13 protein-coding genes are annotated in these 16,897 nt (G+C 53.9%); 5 read left to right on the top strand and 8 right to left on the bottom strand.

Features of this window, described 5'->3' with window-relative positions:
- Positions 1-662: 662 nt before the first annotated feature.
- On the top strand, positions 663-1,103 hold the full coding sequence (locus E5C26_RS03650) for an L-alanine exporter AlaE (protein ID WP_135315100.1): 441 nt from the start codon (positions 663-665) through the stop codon (positions 1,101-1,103).
- Between the two features lie 33 nt (positions 1,104-1,136).
- Here E5C26_RS03650 and cra read toward each other — a convergent pair whose 3' ends face one another.
- From cra to leuO, 5 genes are all read right to left on the bottom strand, one after another.
- Entirely contained in the window at positions 1,137-2,141 is a 1,005-nt protein-coding gene (cra, locus tag E5C26_RS03645) for a catabolite repressor/activator (protein ID WP_085120221.1), read from the bottom strand.
- A gap of 216 nt (positions 2,142-2,357) precedes the next feature.
- Complete coding sequence (ilvN, locus tag E5C26_RS03640) at positions 2,358-2,849, bottom strand: acetolactate synthase small subunit (protein ID WP_004932806.1); 492 nt, start codon at positions 2,847-2,849, stop codon at positions 2,358-2,360.
- A gap of 2 nt (positions 2,850-2,851) precedes the next feature.
- Positions 2,852-4,570, bottom strand: a complete 1,719-nt coding sequence (ilvI, locus tag E5C26_RS03635; RefSeq protein ID WP_135315099.1) for an acetolactate synthase 3 large subunit — start codon at positions 4,568-4,570, stop codon at positions 2,852-2,854.
- Positions 4,571-4,887: 317 nt separating this feature from the next.
- Complete coding sequence (locus E5C26_RS03630) at positions 4,888-6,696, bottom strand: AMP-dependent synthetase/ligase (protein WP_135315098.1); 1,809 nt, start codon at positions 6,694-6,696, stop codon at positions 4,888-4,890.
- A 463-nt stretch (positions 6,697-7,159) separates the two neighbouring features.
- Entirely contained in the window at positions 7,160-8,107 is a 948-nt protein-coding gene (gene leuO / locus E5C26_RS03625) for a transcriptional regulator LeuO (RefSeq protein ID WP_135315097.1), read from the bottom strand.
- A gap of 888 nt (positions 8,108-8,995) precedes the next feature.
- On the opposite strand from leuO, the gene leuA reads away from it, so the two are divergent.
- From leuA to leuD, 4 genes are read left to right on the top strand one after another with little or no spacing between them, the layout of a single operon-like run.
- Positions 8,996-10,570, top strand: a complete 1,575-nt coding sequence (gene leuA, locus E5C26_RS03615; RefSeq protein ID WP_135315096.1) for a 2-isopropylmalate synthase — start codon at positions 8,996-8,998, stop codon at positions 10,568-10,570.
- Positions 10,571-10,572: 2 nt separating this feature from the next.
- A complete protein-coding gene (leuB, locus tag E5C26_RS03610; protein ID WP_135315095.1) occupies positions 10,573-11,664 on the top strand; it encodes a 3-isopropylmalate dehydrogenase in 1,092 nt (363 codons plus the stop codon).
- Position 11,665: 1 nt separating this feature from the next.
- A complete protein-coding gene (gene leuC, locus E5C26_RS03605; RefSeq protein WP_135315094.1) occupies positions 11,666-13,066 on the top strand; it encodes a 3-isopropylmalate dehydratase large subunit in 1,401 nt (466 codons plus the stop codon).
- 11 nt (positions 13,067-13,077) lie between these two features.
- Positions 13,078-13,680 (top strand): 3-isopropylmalate dehydratase small subunit, encoded by a 603-nt coding sequence (gene leuD, locus E5C26_RS03600; protein WP_135315093.1) that lies wholly within the window; start codon positions 13,078-13,080, stop codon positions 13,678-13,680.
- A gap of 35 nt (positions 13,681-13,715) precedes the next feature.
- Here the strand turns inward: leuD and E5C26_RS03595 are convergent, their stop codons facing one another.
- From E5C26_RS03595 to sgrT, 3 genes are all read right to left on the bottom strand, one after another.
- On the bottom strand, positions 13,716-15,188 hold the full coding sequence (locus E5C26_RS03595; protein ID WP_135315092.1) for a DASS family sodium-coupled anion symporter: 1,473 nt from the start codon (positions 15,186-15,188) through the stop codon (positions 13,716-13,718).
- Between the two features lie 141 nt (positions 15,189-15,329).
- Positions 15,330-16,529, bottom strand: coding sequence for a sugar efflux transporter (locus tag E5C26_RS03590; protein ID WP_135315091.1), 1,200 nt, complete (start codon positions 16,527-16,529; stop codon positions 15,330-15,332).
- 156 nt (positions 16,530-16,685) lie between these two features.
- Positions 16,686-16,859: a glucose uptake inhibitor SgrT gene (gene sgrT, locus E5C26_RS03585; RefSeq protein ID WP_135315090.1), complete on the bottom strand. Its 174-nt coding sequence runs from the start codon at positions 16,857-16,859 to the stop codon at positions 16,686-16,688.
- Positions 16,860-16,897 lie beyond the last annotated feature (38 nt).

Genomic DNA, 16,897 nt, shown 5'->3' with positions numbered 1-16,897 from the left:
TAAGCGGAAAGAGCGTGATTAAAAACCTGACAAATTGGCGATTAATTAACTCAATACTTCCTTCTGCAATCGATGTCTCATTTTTCAGCTCGGCAATCACATCGCTGTAACCCTGCCCGGCCCGCAGCGGGCAAGGCTTGGCGCAAACTGTGCCGGTAGGCGAAATAAGACATAAGCCATTGAGTTAATAACGCTCAACGCTTATTACGCCTGGAACCGGCCGCTATTTTACTTCAATTAAAGCCTCAGTGATAAGCCAGCTGAAAAAATAAATGACTCGGATATTACGAAGGGAGTTAATTTCGATTTAAATCAATTTAGTAAGATTATTCTCAAAATACCTGTTTACAATTATGGTTTCATTTCCTTACATCATTTATTCCCACAATTTTTACTGTGAAAAATCCGCTCGTCACAACAAATTATGCAACCCATTGTTTTTTATTGAATAGTTAAACGCACCCCATTTTTAATCCCTTCGCGCCATATTCCCTTGCCTGAGCTCAGCACAAAAAACACGCAACAGCGTTAAATAAAAATATTCAGCTACTTAGCCAATTTAAAGCAGGCATGTAAACTACACTTGTCGTTTAATAACAGAATTAACAACCAAAACAGAATAATTTAACAGAACATTAACCAATAACAACGGAGATTGCATCATGCTTTCGCCTGCCCCTCACTGGCGCAGCGCCGCTGCCGATACCTTTGCACTGGTGGTGTACTGCTTCATCGCCGGTATGGCGATAGAAATTCTGGTGTCCGGCATGAGCTTTCAACAGTCGCTTTCGTCCCGTTTGCTGTCGATCCCGGTGAATATCCTGATCGCCTGGCCCTATGGGCGCTATCGCGATCTGTTTATCCGTGTCGCCAAGCGCTGTCACCGTCAACCCTTTTTACTGCGCAACCTGGCAGATCTGTTGGCCTATGTCAGTTTCCAATCGCCGGTCTATGCCGCAATCTTGTGGAGCGTCGGCGCCGATGGGCAACAAATCATGACGGCGGTGACCAGCAACGCGGTGGTATCGATGGCAATGGGCGTGGTGTATGGCTATTTTCTCGAATACTGCAGAAGGTTGTTCAGGGTGGCGGGCTACGTGTGAAACAGGAGCGCTGCGAAGCGCTCCTGCTTAGGTTTATTTCCGGCTCAGGCTGCCGCGGCGGAATAAATTGCGGCGAATACGCGTCAGGCCCGGTTTGGGCTTGCGCGGCTCATCCAGGCTGGCCAGCACCAATTCCAGTACGCGTTCAGCCACATCACGGTGGCGCTGCGCGACCGCCAGAACCGGACACTCAAGGAAGTCCAACAGCTCGTGATCGCCGAAGGTGGCGATGGCCAGATCGGTCGGCAAACGGCCACGTTGCTTCAGCGTCACGTCCATCACCCCTTGCAGCAAAGAAAATGAGGTGGTGAACAATGCCTGTGGCATTGGGTGCGTTTTCAGCCATTCGGCAAACAGCACACCGGCGGCCTCACGTTCATAACTGTTGGCATACAGATAATCGACATGCCGTTCGTCATCCTGCCAGGCTTCACGGAAGCCCTGCTCACGCAGGAAGCTGACGGAAAGCTCCGGCAATGCTCCCAGATACAGTACCGATTCTGCCGGGAAGGTGCGAAGTTCTTGCGCCAGTGCGAAGGAGTCCTCTTGGTCAGCCCCGACCACGCTGATGAAATGCTCGCGATCCAGCGCCCGATCCAAAGCGATAATTGGCAGCGGATCATTGGCCCAGCGCTGATAGAACGGGTGCTCTGGTGGCAAGGCGGTGGAAACGATCAACGCGTCGACCTGGCGTTGCAGCAGATGCTCAATACAGCGCATTTCGTTATCCGGCTGATCTTCCGAACAGGCAATCAACAGTTGGTAACCGCGCTGACGGGCCTGACGCTCCAGATAATTGGCGATGCGGGTATAGCTGGTATTTTCCAGATCCGGTATCACCAGGCCGATAGAACGAGTTCGCCCGGCGCGCAGCCCTGCCGCGACGGCATTCGGGTGATAGTTGTGCTCCCTGACCACGGCCATCACTTTTTCGACGGTTTTATCGCTGACACGATACTGCTTCGCCTTGCCGTTGATGACATAACTGGCCGTGGTGCGCGAAACGCCTGCGAGACGCGCGATTTCATCCAGTTTCACGTAAACCCCTTAATGACGCTGAAAATAGAAGTGAAAGCCATGCTCGGATTAACCATCGCATCCTGTGCGGTTATTCAATCCGTCCTCTGCGATCTAACAGCAGAAAACACTGCCGAGCAACCGCTTTTGCCGAAAGGTGCCAGCAAACGGGCAAAAAACACCGAAAAACAAAGGGCGCAGCCTGGCCACGCCCTTGGATTATGCCGGCATCGCGCCTTAGCGCATGATTTTATCGCCACGCGACACGCCGACCACACCGGAACGTGCCACTTCGACAATTTCGGCCACTTCACGCACCGCACTCAGGAACGCATCCAGCTTGTCGCTGGTACCCGCCAGCTGAACGGTGTACAGCGTCGCCGTGACGTCAACAATTTGACCGCGGAAAATGTCGGCGCAACGTTTCACCTCTTCCCGGCCATACCCGCTGGCTTGCAGCTTCACCAGCATGATTTCACGCTCAACGTGAGCACCCTGCACCAGTTCGCTAACGCGCAGCACGTCTACCAGCTTATGCAGCTGTTTTTCAATCTGCTCCAGCACTTTCTCATCGCCGACGGTTTGAATCGTCATGCGTGACAAAGTCGGATCGTCGGTCGGTGCTACCGTCAGGCTTTCAATGTTGTAACCGCGCTGAGAGAACAAACCCACCACACGCGATAACGCACCGGATTCATTTTCCAGCAATACAGATAAAATACGGCGCATGATCAGGTCCTCTCCGTTTTGCTTAACCACATTTCGTCCATGCTTCCACCACGAATCTGCATTGGGTAAACATGTTCGGTCTCATCGACGGTCACGTCGACAAATACCAGGCGCTCTTTCTCGGCCAGCGCCTGCGCCAGCTTGCTTTCCAGCTCATCCGGCGTGCGAATGGCAATGCCCACGTGGCCATAAGCCTCCGCCAGTTTGACGAAGTCAGGCAGGGAATCCATATAAGACTGGGAGTGACGGCCGGAATAAATCATGTCCTGCCACTGCTTCACCATCCCCAGGTAACGGTTGTTAAGATTCACCACGATCACCGGCAGGTTGTATTGCAGCGCAGTGGACAGCTCCTGAATGTTCATCTGGATGCTGCCATCCCCCGTCACGCAGACGACGGTTTCATCAGGCAACGCCAGTTTTACGCCCAGCGCCGCCGGCAGACCAAAGCCCATGGTGCCCAATCCGCCGGAGTTGATCCAACGGCGTGGTTTGTCGAACGGATAGTAGAGTGCGGCAAACATCTGGTGCTGGCCAACATCGGAGGTGACATAAGCGTCCCCTTTGGTCAGCCGATGCAGAGTTTCGATCACTGCCTGTGGCTTGATAGTACCGCTGTTTTTGTCGTAGCCCAGACAGTCGCGCGCACGCCACTGCTCAATAGACTGCCACCAGTCGCGCAATGCGTCGTGATCCTGCGCTTTATCTTCCTGCGCCAGCAGCTCCAGCATTTGGCTCAACACCTGTTTGGCGTCGCCGACAATGGGAATATCGGCGTCTACCGTCTTGGAAATTGAAGTAGGGTCAATGTCGATATGCAGCACGGTGGCATTCGGACAGTATTTGGCCAGGTTGTTGGTGGTACGATCGTCAAAACGCACGCCGACGGCAAAGATCACGTCAGAATTATGCATGGTTTTGTTGGCTTCATAAGTCCCATGCATGCCGAGCATGCCAACGCTCTGACGATGCGTGCCGGGGAAGGCCCCCAACCCCATCAGGGTACAGGTGACCGGCAGATTCAGCTTCTCCGCCAGTTCCAGCAGCTCTGCGTCACAGGCCGAGTTGATCGCCCCGCCACCGACGTACATAACGGGTTTTTTAGCCGTCAGAATGGTGTGCAATGCCCGCTTGATCTGCCCGCGATGCCCTTGCACCGTCGGGTTATAGGAACGCATGCTCACTTCCTGCGGATAGGCGTAAGGCATTCTCACTGCCGGGCCCACGATGTCTTTCGGCAGATCGATCACCACCGGTCCGGGGCGGCCGGTTGAGGCCAGGTAAAAAGCCTTTTTCAGTATGCCGGGAATATCTTCGGTGCGTTTGACCAGGAAGCTGTGCTTCACTACCGGGCGCGAAATCCCGACCATGTCGCACTCCTGGAAGGCATCATAGCCAATCAGCGAGCTGGGAACCTGACCGGAAAGCACCACCATCGGAATGGAGTCCATATAGGCGGTTGCAATACCGGTGATCGCATTGGTCGCGCCAGGGCCAGAGGTCACCAGCACCACCCCCACTTCACCGGTCGCACGCGCATAGCCATCGGCCATATGCACCGCGCCTTGCTCATGGCGAACCAATATGTGATCGATACCTCCGACCGTATGCAGGGCGTCGTAAATATCGAGTACCGCCCCGCCCGGATAACCGAATACATGCTTAACGCCTTGATCGATCAACGATCGGACGACCATCTCGGCTCCTGACAACATCTCCATGGGTTTGCCTCCAGGCTAACTTATTCTTATCTGGCACCGGAACGTGGCACCTGTTGTGGGGCAATACCCCAAAATTTTTATGGATTGACTATAACCCATTAACATAACGTCAGAAGATAAGGCAGGCAAACGGCAAAATGGCACAACAACAGCAAGGTTACTGGTAACGGGCTGGGGATCGGGGATTTACAGAAACAATGCACTAGCCGCCGGCAAATCAGGCTAGGCATTGTTTCAGTCAGGTGGACAATTACAGAACTATATCAGGCAAGAATGATGCTGTTTTTTTAACCGGATAATCTGCCCCGGCAACAGGATTAAGTCTTATCCTGATACATCGAGTCAATTTCACTCTGGTAGCGCTGCAAAATCACCTTACGACGCAACTTTAGCGTTGGTGTCAGTTCCCCCAACTCCATCGAAAAGGCCGCCGGCAGCAGGGTAAACTTCTTCACCTGTTCGAACCGCGCCAACTCTTTCTGCATTTCGCGCAGACGGCTTTCGAACATTTCCAGAATATGGCTATGACGCAGCAGTTCAAGCCGATCCTGGTATTTCAGGTTGATGGACTTGGCATATTCTTCCAGCGACTCAAAACTGGGCACAATCAAGGCTGAGACAAATTTGCGGGCATCGGCGATGATCGCCACCTGTTCGATAAAGCGATCTTGCGCCAGCGTGCCTTCAAGCATCTGCGGGGCAATGTACTTGCCGCCAGAGGTTTTCATCAGATCCTTAAGACGCTCGGTGATAAACAGATTTCCCCCTTCATCTATGGCGCCGGCGTCGCCGGTCTTCAACCAGCCATCTGCAGTAAAGGAGGCGGCGGTTTCCAGCGGCTTATTGAAATAACCGCGCATTACTACCGGGCCACGCACCTGAATTTCATTTTCCTCGCCAATACGTACTTCAACCCCCGGCAGCGGCTTGCCAATCGAGCCAAAGCGGAAATTGCCCTCTTCCCAGCAGGAAACGGTGGCGCAGGTTTCGGTCATGCCATAGCCATATTTGATGTTAATACCCATTGCCTGGAAAAACAGAATGACGTTGTCGTCCAGTTTGGCACCGGCGGCCGGCAAGAAGCGCACCCGCCCACCGAGGATCCCGCGCAGTTTGCTCAGCACCAGTTTGTCGGCCCAGCGGTGGGAAAGATCAAACAGCTTGCCCAAGGGTTTACCAGCACGTTCCTGCAGAAACTTGCGTTCACCACAGACAATCGCCCAATGGAACAGAGCACGACGCAACCAGGGGGCACGCGCAACTTTCTCGTGCACCGCACTGAAGATTTTTTCGTAGAAACGCGGTACCGCGCACATCAGCGTCGGACGTACCGCCGTCATGGCTTCGCGCACCCAGTCGGTATTCGGTAAAAACACGTTTTGCGCGCCGGAATGCATAATGAAGAAGCTCCAGGCACGTTCAAACACATGCGACATCGGTAGGAAACTGAGAGAGACATCTTCTTCATTTACCGTCAGCCGCTCATCGTGCAGATAAAGCTGTGCCGCCAGATTACGGTAATCCAGCATTACCCCTTTGGGTTCACCGGTGGTACCCGAGGTATAGATCAGTGTGAACAGATCATGCAGGCAGCAATCGGCGATGCGCTGCTGCAATTGCGATTCAAACGCTGCAGGGTCGGCTTCGCGCTCAAAGGCACTCAGGTGCTGAGCAATCTCACAGCCGCGCAGGTCAACGCCGTCATCAAACACAATAATGTGGCTTAGCTGCGGGCAAACACCGCGCAGCGCAATGGCAGCATCAAACTGGGCCTGTTCGCCAACGAACAGGATGCGGATATCGGCGTCATTAATGATAAAAGCCGCCTGGGCTGGCGTATTGGTGGCATACAGCGGTACGCTGACACCACGCAGGCGCAGGATCGCCAAATCCGCCAGCGACCAGGCCATGCAGTTATTGGCAAAGATCGCGATACGTTCCTGTACCTCGGTACCCAGCGCCAGCAGCGCACTGGCGATGCGGCTGATATGCGTATCGACCTGCCGCCAGGTCAGTTGGCTCTCGCCACTGGGAGACCATTGGCGAAAAGCTGTGCAATCGGCACGCTGGGAAATTTGGTGCTGTATACGGTGAGTTAAATGGTATTGCAGCAGATTATTGATCATAGCACCCTGAGCCTGAAATGGATCAAACAGTTAGCGTTGAACAGGACATCTGGCCCTGCATCTCAGCTTACACGTGTTTACTTTTTTTCGCGCAGTCTACCTACTCTCTGGCAGCGGGAAAAGAGATTTCAGCGTAGAAGTGTGAGCTAAAACTCAGGTTAATTTCACCGCATCCTCCAGTTGGACAGAAGGGTGATGAAAAGGTTTTATTTAGCTCACAAAATGGGTGTTCGACAGGCAGCACGGGAAACAGATAAAAATACCATATGGAATAAATATATCAGCACATAATTTTATAATGATAATTTTTAATGAAACTATCGAAATCTTTCGGAAGCGCTTAATTTAGCACAGGTAAGCCAAGATATATCTTAGATAAATCCAAGATAATTCTTAACCAGAAGATGGCACGAATTATTCCCCCAATGGAAAACTACCACCTCGGGGGTAATAATAGGTTGATTTATTCAGCCAACTCAGACTGGCCAAGCATCACTTTCATCCATTGATGTCCCTTATCCCGTTCAGCCGACTCATGCCATGACAGATAACAGGTCACCTTGTTTTCATTCCAGGGTAAAGGAATAAAACGCAGCTTCAAGGATTCAGCCTGCTGTCGAGCCAACCAGGCCGGAACAATGGCAATCATGTCAGTACTGGATACTATATTCAGTACGCTGTATAAATCAGTACACTGTTGAGCCACGACTCGTTGCATGGCTTCTTCTATATAGTAGGGCTTGCTGAAAGAATAAAAACTCTCAAGCGAAACTACCGCATGTTGCTCCGACAGAATTTGCTCCGGCGTGATGGATTTATCTATCCTCGGATGTTTCCTGGAAACCACCAACACCAACTCATCATCAAAAAGTGCCATACTTTTAAACTCTGAAGATTCAAAGCTGGCATAGCCGACAACGAACTCAACCTCCTGGTAGCGCAATTGGTTATCGATGTTATTGGTTATATATGATTTTATTTTCAAATGGGTATGAGGCGCTATTTCCCTCATGTGATTGATTATAGTAGCCCCTAAACGCAAATCAAGTGGACTGCAAATGGCGATGGAGAAGACTCGTTCACTGTTAAAGGGTTCAAACTCCGCGCCGGGCAACTCATTTTGCACCAGCTGTAACGCCTGCCGAACCGGTCCAAACAATTGCTTGGCCCGTGCCGTGGGCTGGATCCCACGCCCACAGCGGACAAACAGCTCGTCATTAAACATCAGTTTCAAACGCGCAACGGCATTGCTCACTGCCGGCTGCGACATCCCCAAAAAGCTCGCTGCCCGGGTAATATTCTGCATCTGCATAACGGCATCAAACACGGTGAGCAAATTCAGATCGACGCCGCGTAAATGCAGTTCGCTGGTTTCTTTATCAATGACAACTCCTGAATTACATTCCGACATATCCCACTCCACTAAGTCCTGTGTAGATAATTCCCCGCGCGTAACAAAAAATGACAAAACAACGCCATCTGAATTTCATACGGTAGAATTAGTTATCTCTCGCTCCATTCATTTAAAAACGAGCTCAAGCATCATCCTATATAAAAACATGGTTAAGATTTTGTTCTAATACACATTGAGTTTATTTTTCTAACAGAGAGTAATCTCGCACACTATCAAAACAGCCCCATTGCAATAGCCCATCACCACTCTATCATTTATTACTTACCGGTTATATTTAATCACAAGGCTAAATACAGTATGCATAACCGCCCTCTATTCATTAACGTTCCATAGTTTTCCAATACCAGCCTGCCTTATAAACAATTCATAAAAAACATAATTGACTGTCAACACATTGACATCAAGAATACAAAACCCACGTTTTTAATTTTGGCTAGCACGCCTTCAGCAGTTTTGCATCTTTAATTTTAACCCAATCAACATCAGAAGCAATTGCGGCGATATATATTGATTTAATTTATGCTAACAGGCTCGCAAATCCCTCCTTACTTTTTATCTGACAATACCATTTTTTACCGAACTATCCTCTGCTGGCACAAGTCCGTTAATCTGGAGGTAAAGCAGTACCCTCATTTTCAATCAGGTGTTGACATCACCAAGCCAATAACGTATCAAATTAGGCAACGAAACTATTTTAGAGAGCTGAACCGCCATGAACTCTACCTTCCGTCTACTAGGCCTACTACTTAACGCATCTTGTTTGCGCGGTATGCCGGTGGACGCAGTTCAGAGCTGATTCAGCCCACCTCATAACAAACCCGCGCTACTGCGCGGGTTTTTTTTTACCCGCTTAGCGTGAAATAAACACGATAAGGAACCACCCTGATGAGCCAACAAGTCATTATTTTCGATACAACGCTGCGTGATGGTGAACAAGCGCTGCAAGCCAGCCTGAGCGTGAAAGAGAAGATTCAGATAGCGATGGCGCTGGAAAGAATGGGGGTCGATGTCATGGAGGTCGGCTTCCCGGTATCCTCACCGGGTGATTTCGAATCCGTGCAAACCATCGCCCGCCAGATCAAAAACAGCCGCGTATGTGGTCTGGCCCGTTGCGTGGATAAAGATATCGACGTCGCCGCCGAAGCATTGCGCGTAGCCGAAGCCTTTCGTATTCACGTATTCCTGGCCACCTCGACCCTGCATATTGAATCAAAACTGAAGCGCTCGTTCGACGAAGTGCTGGAGATGGCAGTTCGCTCGGTGAAACGCGCCCGTAATTACACCGACGACGTAGAATTCTCCTGTGAAGACGCAGGCCGGACGCCAATCGATAACCTGTGCCGCGTGGTAGAAGCCGCCATCAACGCCGGTGCCACCACCATTAACATTCCGGATACCGTGGGCTACACCACGCCGAACCAGTTTGGGGGCATTATCACCACCCTGTATGACCGCGTACCGAATATCGATAAGGCCATTATCTCTGTGCACTGTCACGACGACCTGGGCATGGCGGTCGGCAACTCCATCGCCGCAGTGCAGGCGGGTGCCCGCCAGGTAGAAGGTACCATGAACGGCATTGGTGAACGCGCAGGCAACACCTCGCTGGAAGAAGTGATCATGGCGATCAAAGTCCGTCAGGACATCATGAACGTGCATACCAACATCAACCATCAGGAAATTTTCCGCACCAGCCAAATCGTCAGCCAGCTGTGCAACATGCCGATCCCGGCTAACAAGGCTATCGTGGGTTCCAATGCCTTCGCCCACTCTTCTGGCATTCATCAGGACGGCGTGCTGAAAAATCGTGAAAACTACGAAATCATGTCACCACAGACCATAGGTCTGAAAGATGTGCAGTTGAACCTGACCTCTCGTTCCGGCCGCGCCGCGGTGAAACACCGTATGGAAGAGATGGGCTACAAAGAGCAGGACTACAACCTGGACAATCTGTATGCCGCCTTCCTGAAGCTGGCCGATAAGAAAGGTCAGGTATTCGATTACGATCTGGAAGCTCTGGCCTTCATTAACAAGCAGCAGGAAGAACCCGAGCATTTCAGCCTGGACTACTTCAGCGTGCAATCAGGCAGCAGCATCATGGCCACCGCATCGGTGAAATTGATCTGTGGCGAAGAAGAAAAGGCCGAAGCGGCCACCGGTAATGGGCCGGTTGACGCGGTTTATCAGGCCATCAACCGCATTACCGGTTATCCCATCGAACTGGTGAAGTACCAGTTAACCGCCAAAGGCCAGGGCCGTGACGCACTGGGCCAGGTAGATATCGTGGTGTCCTATAACGGCCGCCGCTTCCACGGCGTGGGTCTGGCGACCGACATCGTGGAATCCTCCGCCAAGGCGATGGTGCACGTATTGAACAACATTTGGCGCTCCCAGCAGGTAGAAAAAGAAAAACAGCGTCTGCAGCAAAGCAAACATCAAAATAATCAGGAAACGGTGTGAACATGACGAAGACTTACCACATTGCCGTCTTGCCCGGAGACGGAATCGGCCCGGAAGTAATGGCCCAGGCGCGTAAAGTGTTGAACGCAGTGCGTCAGCGCTTTGATATCCGCATCACCGAAGCAGAGTATGACGTCGGTGGCATCGCCATCGATCGCCATGGCAGCCCGCTGCCACCAGCCACCCTCGCCGGTTGCGAGCAGGCCGACGCTATCTTGTTCGGCTCGGTCGGTGGCCCGAAGTGGGAACACCTGCCGCCGGCGGAGCAGCCTGAGCGTGGCGCTTTGCTGCCGTTGCGTAAACACTTCAAACTGTTCAGCAACCTGCGCCCTGCCCGTTTGTATCAGGGTCTGGAAGAGTTCTGCCCACTGCGCGCCGATATCGCCGCCCGCGGTTTCGATATTCTGTGCGTACGTGAACTGACCGGCGGCATCTACTTTGGCCAGCCGAAAGGCCGCGAAGGCCAGGGCCAGCAGGAACGCGCCTTCGATACCGAGGTGTATCACCGCTTCGAGATCGAGCGCATTGCCCGCATCGCCTTCGAGTCTGCCCGCAAGCGTCGCAATAAAGTAACCTCGATTGATAAGGCCAACGTACTGCAAAGCTCCATTTTGTGGCGCGAAGTGGTTAATCAGGTCGCCCAGGATTACCCGGACGTGTCGCTGTCGCACATGTACATCGACAACGCCACCATGCAGTTGATCAAAGACCCGTCCCAGTTCGACGTGCTGCTGTGTTCCAACCTGTTCGGCGACATTCTGTCCGACGAATGCGCGATGATCACCGGTTCGATGGGCATGCTGCCTTCCGCCAGCCTGAACGAACAGGGCTTTGGTCTGTATGAGCCGGCCGGTGGCTCGGCGCCGGATATCGCAGGTTTTGGCATTGCCAACCCGATCGCCCAAATCCTGTCTGCCACCCTGTTGCTGCGTTACAGCCTGGGCGCCACGGAGGCGGCCGACGCCGTTGAGCGCGCCATCAATCAGGCACTGGAACAAGGTTACCGCACCGCCGATCTGGCCGGTGAGGGTCAGGCCATCAGCACCGATGAAATGGGCGACATCATCGCCCGCTTTATCGCCCAGGGGGCATAACATGTCTAAAACTTTATATCAGAAATTATACGATGCCCACGTGGTCTACTCAGCGCCGGAAGAAACCCCGTTGTTGTATATCGATCGCCACCTGGTACACGAAGTGACTTCACCGCAGGCATTCGATGGCCTGCGCGCCATGGGCCGAAAAGTGCGTCAGCCAGGCAAGACTTTTGCCACCATGGACCACAACGTGTCTACCCAAACCAAAGACATCAACGCCAGCGGCGAGATGGCTCGCATTCAGATGCAGGAACTGATCAAGAACTGCGAAGAGTTTGGCGTATTGCTGTATGACCTGAACCACCCGTATCAGGGCATCGTACACGTGATCGGCCCAGAGCAGGGCATGACGCTGCCGGGTATGACCATCGTCTGTGGCGACTCCCACACCGCGACTCACGGCGCTTTCGGTTCGCTGGCGTTTGGTATCGGCACCTCCGAAGTGGAGCACGTGCTGGCGACCCAAACCCTGAAACAGGGCCGCGCCAAGACCATGAAAATTGAAGTCACCGGTGACGCCGCCGAGGGCATCACCGCCAAAGACATCGTGCTGGCGGTGATTGGCAAAACCGGCAGCGCCGGCGGCACCGGCCACGTAGTGGAATTCTGTGGCAAGGCCATTCAGGCGCTGAGCATGGAAGGCCGCATGACGCTGTGCAACATGGCGATCGAAATGGGTGCCAAAGCCGGGCTGGTTGCGCCGGACGACACCACCTTTGATTACCTGAAGGGCCGCCAGTTTGCGCCAACCGGCGACAACTGGGAACAGGCCGTTGCCTACTGGCGCACGCTGAAATCCGATGACGATGCCAAATTCGATACCGTCGTCACCCTGCGCGCGGAAGACATCGCGCCACAGGTGACCTGGGGTACCAACCCTGGGCAGGTTATCGCCGTCAACCAGACCATCCCGGCCCCTGAGTCGTTCAGCGATCCGGGTGAGCGCGCCTCGGCCGAAAAAGCCCTGGCCTATATGGATCTGAAGCCGGGCATCAAACTGACAGAAGTGCCGATCGACAAGGTCTTCATCGGTTCCTGCACCAACTCACGCATTGAAGACTTGCGTGCAGCGGCGGCCATCGCCAAGGGCCGCAAGGTTGCCAGCGGGGTTCAGGCCATCGTGGTGCCGGGTTCCGGCCCGGTAAAAGCGCAGGCAGAAGCCGAAGGCCTGGATAAAATCTTTATCGATGCCGGTTTTGAATGGCGCCTGCCGGGCTGCTCGATGTGTCTGGCGATGAACAACGACCGCCTGAACCCCGGCGAACGCTGTGCCTCCACCAGCAACCGTAACTTTGAAGGGCGTCAGGGCCGCGGTGGGCGTACTCACCTGGTCAGTCCTGCAATGGCCGCTGCGGCCGCGATTGCCGGTCATTTCGCCGATATCCGTGATATTCACTAAGGAAGGCTACCGTGGCTAAATTTACTCAACATACCGGTTTAGTGGTGCCTTTGGATGCGGCGAACGTCGATACCGATGCCATTATTCCAAAACAGTTTTTGCAGAAAGTGACGCGCACCGGTTTTGGTCAGCATCTGTTTAACGACTGGCGTTTTCTGGACGATGCCGGCCAGCAGCCAAACCCGGAGTTTGTACTGAACAAACCGCGCTACAAAGGTGCCAGCATTTTGCTGGCCCGTGAAAACTTCGGCTGCGGCTCATCACGCGAGCATGCGCCCTGGGCGCTGACCGACTATGGTTTTAGAGTGGTGATTGCCCCCAGTTTTGCCGATATCTTCTACGGCAACTCGCTCAACAACCAGCTGCTGCCGGTTAAGCTGAGCGAGCAGGACGTGGAAACGCTGTTCCAACTGGTGGCTGCCAGCGAAGGCATTGAATTTGAAGTTGATTTGGAAAACCAAACGGTCAAGGCCGGTGGCAAAAGCTATCCGTTCGAGATCGACAGCTTCCGCCGACACTGCATGATTAACGGGCTGGACAGTATCGGCCTGACGCTGCAGCACGAAGCGGATATTTCCCGCTACGAGGCGCAGCAACCGGCCTTCCTGAACTGATATTCACTCACCCGCCGTCTGGCGGGTGTTTTCTATTACCAGTATCCCAACCACTTCCACCACGCCCCGCCAATCAATATCCAAATCAACAGGTTGACTACGCTCATTACAAAACCGGCTTTCCACCACTCCCCCAACGTCGCATAACCGGAGCCAAAGACAATCGGTGCCGTGCCGGTACCATAATGAGTCAGCGACATCATCAGTGAAGAAGAAAACGCCAGAATCAAGCCCAGCAGCGCGGGCGGCGCACCGAGTGCAATCCCTGCGGCAAAGAACGCGGCGAACATCGCGGTGACGTGCGCGGTAGTACTGGCAAAGAAGTAATGCGAATACAGATAGATGAGGGTCAGCAGGATGGTGCCGCCAACCCAGCTCATCCCCATATGATCAATCCCGCTGCCCACGGTTTGTGACAGCCAGCCGATCAACCCCAACTTGCCGAGGAAGCTGGCCATCATCACCAGCGCGGAGAACCACACCACCGTGTCCCAGGCTCCCTTGTGCTTGAGCACATCTTCCCAGCTCAACACCCCGGTCGCCAGCAGCACCGCCAGACCAATCAACGCCGCCGTGGTTGGGTTAACCGCCAGCGCCGGGCCGAAGAACATCGCCGGAATACCGGCCCACAGCACTAACAGCAGGGCAAACACCGCCAGCGTGATTTTCTCCGGCAGCGTTACCGGCCCCAGGGCCTGCAGCTTTTCACGGGCGAAATGCGGCGCGTCCGGGGTGCTTTTCACCTCCGGCGGATAGAGCAGATAAATCACCAATGGCATGACAATCAGCGAGCACAATCCCGGTACCAGTGCCGCCACCGCCCACATTGACCAGGACAGTTCGAAGTTGCCATGGGTGCCCTTGGCAATCAGGCTGACGATTAACGGGTTCGGCGCGGTGGCGGTGATAAACATCGCCGAAGTGATCGGGTTGATATTGTAATTGACCAGCGACAGATAGCGGCCAATCTTGCCGGAGGTATTGAGCTCGGGTTTGGAGCCGAAGCTGTCGGCAATCGACTTCATGATCGGATGGATAATCCCGCCGCCACGGGCGGTGTTACTTGGGGTCACCGGTGCCAGAGTGGTTTCCGCCAGCGTCAATGCATAGGCGATCCCCAGCGTCTTTTTACCGAACAGCGAGATAAAGTAATAACCGATACGCGCCCCCAGCCCGGTTTTGTTCAGACTGAGGGAGATCATGATCGAAAAGCCAATCAGCCAGATCAACTGATTGGAAAATCCGCTGAGCGCATCATTGAGCGCGGCGCCGGGTTTGCCAGGGTTGGTAACCCCGGTGACCGCCACCAGCGCAATCGCCACCACCGAAACGGCACCGATAGGCATGGCTTTGCCGATGATGGCGATGATGGTGCCGATAAACAGCGCCAGCAAATGCCAGGCATTGGGTTCCACGCCTTCAGGCACGGGGATCACAAACCAGATAAGCAGAGCAGCAACGATGGCACACAAAGAAGGGACAGGTTTGAGCGGTGTTAGTTTATCCATAACATACCCACTTTTCTAAACGGATCGGCATCTTGGCAACAAGATGGGCGGGAACGCGCTCATCGCGCTCCGGGTCCGTTCAGCTTGGGGGGTTGGCGTAATGTTCTCAATGACATGCGTCAAGGATGGTGACGTTTAAGCTCACACTTCCCGCACGCGGGCGCTCATCCACAGCGCCGCTACCGCCAGCAGAGTCGCCAACCAGTAAACCGCATAGTGCCCCAGGTTTTCCACCAGCGCCCCCTGCAGCACCCCGGCCAGGATCACCCCGGTGGAAATACTGTTGGTAAACAAGGTGGTCGCCGCGCCCGGTCGGCCCGGCATCAGATCCTGGAAATAGAGCATGCCGATACCGGCGATGATGCCGATAAATATGGCGTTGAACAGCTGTAGCACCATCAGCGCCAATTTGAATTTAAACACCACCAATCCGGCATAAAACAGGATGCCTGCTACCACGGCGAACAGCATCATATTGCGCTTGCCGAACCTTTTGACGTAGTAACCCGCCAGCAACATCGCCGGGATCTCCAGCCCGGCGGCGGTGCCCATCAGCAGTCCGGCGAGGTTTTCCGGCAGGCCCAGATCGGCAGTGATATACAGCGGCATATCGATGATATACATGGTATTGCAGGTCCACATCAGCATCGAGGCAATAAACAAGCGTCGTACATCGCGGTTGCGCCAGGCGCTGACAGGGGCTATCGGGGCCGAAGCCGTGGCGTTCAGCGCCGTACCACTCAGCTCCGCACGGGGCACAGAAGGCAGGGTGAACCACACCAACAATGCACAAATCGCGAAGGTCACAGCGGCAATCACGAACATCACGGTAAATCCGTAGTTCAGCGCCAGCGTAAACGACAGCGGCGGACCAATCACCCAGGCCAGCGACAGTTGCGCTCGCATCACCGAGCTGAACATCACCACTTCGCGCGCCGAGCTGTCGGCATATTCCCGCGCCAGCGCAAAAATCTGCGGCATGGCGGTATTGGCAATCGCCGACAACAAGACCCCGGCGGTGATCAGCGTCAGGTAGTCACGGTTAAAGGCAAACAGCAGGCAGTTACCGACCGCCATCAGGCAGCACAGCAAAATCAATTTACGTCGATCGCCGCGCGTATCCGAACGCTTGGCCAACAGGAAACTGACCGCAATGCCGACGATGGCGTTAACGGTATAAAACAGGCCAACCCACAGCGGCCGCACCTTAACCTCGGTGGTCAGGAACAGGCTCAGCGTCGGCGCCAAAAGTGCGCCGGCAATGCCGGAAAGAAAGGCAATCAGCAGGAATGCGGCAAAGACTGGATTAAAGCGGCGTGGCAGCCAGCGCTGACGTTTCATCTGTTCGTTCCTGACCCTAAAGCGGAAGACAGAACCTTAGGCTACGGTGACAAAATTGCAAGAACATCCCCGCGGCCGAGAATAAAAAAACCAGTGGGTATGACCCCACTGGCTGGTGAACAACACCATTACTCAGAAACCTTTTCTACCCGAGCCTCACAGGTGCTCACGGTATTGCTTATCCGTCATGGAGTGGATGTCCCACTGGGTCAGATGGGCCAGCATCTCCAACCGCGCCTGTTCAGGCACCAGCTCCAACCAATCGGCCCGCTGGCGACGTACCGCGCTGAAATAGCGCTGATAGAACTGTTTTGACAAGAAAACTTTCATCCGTCGCCCTCCCCCTTTCATTGAGGAAAATTATCGGC

It is taken from the genome of Serratia proteamaculans (assembly GCF_004684015.1).
GTDB classification, from domain to species: domain Bacteria; phylum Pseudomonadota; class Gammaproteobacteria; order Enterobacterales; family Enterobacteriaceae; genus Serratia; species Serratia proteamaculans_F.
This window is presented reverse-complemented; position numbering and strand designations above follow the sequence as displayed.